Origin of the sequence: Okeania sp. SIO3I5, assembly GCF_010672085.1 — a bacterium.
GTDB lineage: Bacteria > Cyanobacteriota > Cyanobacteriia > Cyanobacteriales > Microcoleaceae > Trichodesmium.
Window position 1 is genome coordinate 1 of the sequence record NZ_JAAHHT010000443.1, and the last position, 3,462, is coordinate 3,462.

The window sequence follows — 3,462 nt, forward strand, 5'->3', positions numbered from 1 at the left end:
AGATGGATGTACTAAAACTAGGTCGAAAATTACAACAGGTAAAGACTGCAACATCAGCTATTCAGATACAAGGTGCAGACTTACTGCGACAAACTTTTGACTTGCCTAGATATAAAGAAATCAATAGTTTAGAAGGTCATAAATATTATGTTCAAGGTGTAGCATTTAGCCCCAAAGGAGGTTTGCTTGCTTCTGCAAGTTGGGATAACACAGTGAAACTGTGGAAACCAGATGGCACCTTGGTACGCACTCTCACCCATGAACATCATGTCAACGATGTAGTATTTAGTCCGAAAGGAGATTTGATTGTTTCTGCAAGTTTTGACAAGACAGTGAAACTGTGGAAACCAGATGGCACTTTAGTTCGCACTCTCATCGGCCATAAAGATTATGTCTACGGTGTAGCATTTAGCCCGAAAGGAGATTTGATTGCTTCTGTTAGTAGTGACAAGACAGTGAAACTGTGGAAACCAGATGGTACTTTGGTTCGCACTCTCACCGGCCATGAACATGATGTCTACGGTGTAGCATTTAGCCCGAAAGGAGATTTGATTGCTTCTGCTAGTTTTGACAGCACAGTGAAATTGTGGAAACCAGATGAAACTTTGGTTCGCACTCTTAACGGCCATGAAGCTCATGTCAGTAGTGTAGCATTTAGCCCGAAAGGAGATTTGATTGCTTCTGCTAGTCTTGACAAGACAGTGAAACTATGGAAACCAGATGGCACGTTGGTACGCACTCTCACCCATAAACATGATGTTAATGATGTAGCATTTAGCCCGAAAGGAGATTTGATTGCTTCTGTTAGTAGTGACAACACAGTGAAACTATGGAAACCAGATGGTACTTTGGTTCGCACTCTCACCGGCCATGAACATGATGTCTACGGTGTAGCATTTAGCCCGAAAGGAGATTTGATTGCTTCTGCTAGTTTTGACAGCACAGTGAAATTGTGGAAACCAGATAGCACTTTGGTACGCACTCTCATTGGCCATGAAGCTCATATCAGTAGTGTAGCATTTAGCCCGAAAGGAGATTTAATTGCTTCTGCAAGTCTTGACAAGACAGTGAAACTGTGGCAACCAGATGGCACTTTGGTACGCACTCTCATTGGCCATGAAGCTCATATCAGTAGTGTAGCATTTAGCCCGAAAGGAGATTTAATTGCTTCTGCAAGTAGTGACAAGACAGTGAAACTGTGGCAACCAGATGGCACCTTGGTACGCACTCTCACCGGCCATCAAGAATCTGTCATTGATGTAGTGTTTAGCCCGAAAGGAGATTTGATTGCTTCTGCTAGTTTTCAAAAGACAGTTAAACTTTGGAAAACAGATGGTACTTTTGTACGCACTCTCACCAGCAATAAAGATTATGATTTTGTCTCCGGTGTAGCATTTAGCCCGAAAGGAGATTTGATTGCTTCCGCTAGTTTTGACTTTGATAGCACAGTGAAATTCTGGAAACCAGATGGCACCTTGGTACGCACTCTCATCGGTCATAAAGAATCTGTCAACAATGTAGCATTTAGCCCGAAAGGAGATTTGATTGCTTCTGCTAGTCTTGACAAGACAGTGAAACTGTGGAAACCAGATGGCACCTTGGTACGCACTCTCACCGGTCATAAAGAATCTGTCAACGATGTAGCATTTAGCCCGAAAGGAGATTTGATTGCTTCTGCTAGTTTTGACAAGACAGTGAAACTGTGGAAACCAGATGCCACCTTGGTACGCACTCTAACTCATGAAGAACCTGTCTATGGTGTAGCATTTAGCCCGAAAGGAGATTTGATTGCTTCTGCAAGTCGTGACAAGACAGTGAAACTGTGGCGCTTCAACCGTGATGACTTGATAGCTCATGGTTGTCAGTGGATGAGTGACTACCTGAAAAACAATCCTAATGTCACCGAAGAGGAGCGACATCTCTGTGGTGTAGAAGTTTCGGCAACAGCTTTATTTTTGCAAGGTGAGAACTTAGCAGAAGAGGGCAATATTAATGAAGCTCTTTCTAAGTTTCAACAAGCATTTAAACTTGATTCCAATTTCAGTTTATATTCAGCAGCAAAAAGTTTATTCAAAGATAGCGAGCAATTAAGAATAAATAGAAATTTTGAGGCAGCAATTTTAGCTTATAAGGGAGCGCAAAAGTTGGATCGAAACTTACAAATAACTGCAGATGATTGGAATACTATTTGTTGGCATGGGAGCTTACACGAACAAGCAAAAGATGTAATTTTTGCCTGTGAAAGAGCAGTTAAACTCGCTCCTGAAGATGGATATATTATAGATAGTCGTGGTTTGGCGCGGGCATTAACTGGGGATTTTTCGGGAGCTATTAAAGATTTTGAAGCATATATTAAATGGACGGAAAATGACAAGAAAAAAGCCCAACGACAAGGTTGGGTTGATGCTTTGAAAAAAGGGGAAAATCCTTTTACAGAAGAGGTGTTGAAGGAGTTGCGTCAATAGTATTTTGATATTGTCATTTTGCAAAATGGTCTGGGAAAATTTGGTAAAATACGGCGTGTTTTACCCATTCTGGTGTTTGAATTTGCATAGATAATTTCCTCTTTTTTGTAGTAGCGAAAAGCTCTTCACCTCTACTATTTTGACAGCAAATTTGTCTGAAAGTCTAACAAATTCAAGTAATATTAAAATTTGTCACAATTACTAGATAATCTAATAGAAATCTCCAGAAAAGAGGGAACAGGGAACAGGGAACAGGGAACAGGGAAGAATAATTGATAATTTCTGGATAAGAATTGATTTTAATTTTTATTTTTGGAGATGTCTAATGTAGAAAAAGGTTAGATTTGTCAAGGATACATAATCTTCTCGAATTGGCCAAGGCCACTGAAAAAAATTAGTAATATCATGTCCGGATAATTAGTGATAAAAACACTTCTTTCTCCTGATACATTCTTTTCTCCTGTCTCCTGTCTCCTGTCTCCTGACTCCTCCCTAATTATTTATAACTATTCAACCGGACATGATATAACTATTATGGCTTCTTAGCAAAGAATTATTTCAAGAACAATCAAAATTATATTGTGATTGTGGTTGCATCAATAGCTCACGTCAATACTTGTTTAAGCAATAGTTGCAAGCTCCAACTAATGAATTAGAGATAGAAATTTCCATTCTAAAAATTTAATTACCAATCCATAAAACCATGTCAGAATATTACAATGCTTTCATCTCTTACGGACGTGCCGATAGTAAATTTTTTGCTACAAAACTCTATGAAAAACTCACAGAAAATGGTCTAAAAATCTGGTTTGACCAAAATGATATTCCCCTAGGGGTTGACTTTCAAAATCAAATTGATGATGGGATTACTAAAGCTGATAATTTTCTGTTTATTATTGCTCCTCATTCTGTTAATTCTCCCTATTGTCTCAAAGAAATTAATCATGCTATTAAATACAATAAACGGATTATTCCACTTTTGCACGTCGAGCAAATT

2 protein-coding genes are annotated in these 3,462 nt (G+C 38.9%); both read left to right on the top strand.

What is annotated here, in order from left to right; genetic code table 11:
- Window positions 1-2,465: WD40 repeat domain-containing protein (locus F6K40_RS39390; RefSeq protein ID WP_375340638.1), on the top strand; the 2,465-nt coding region annotated here is incomplete at its 5' end.
- A 703-nt stretch (window positions 2,466-3,168) separates the two neighbouring features.
- On the top strand, window positions 3,169-3,462 hold a 294-nt coding region (locus F6K40_RS39395; protein WP_293145506.1), incomplete at its 3' end, for a toll/interleukin-1 receptor domain-containing protein.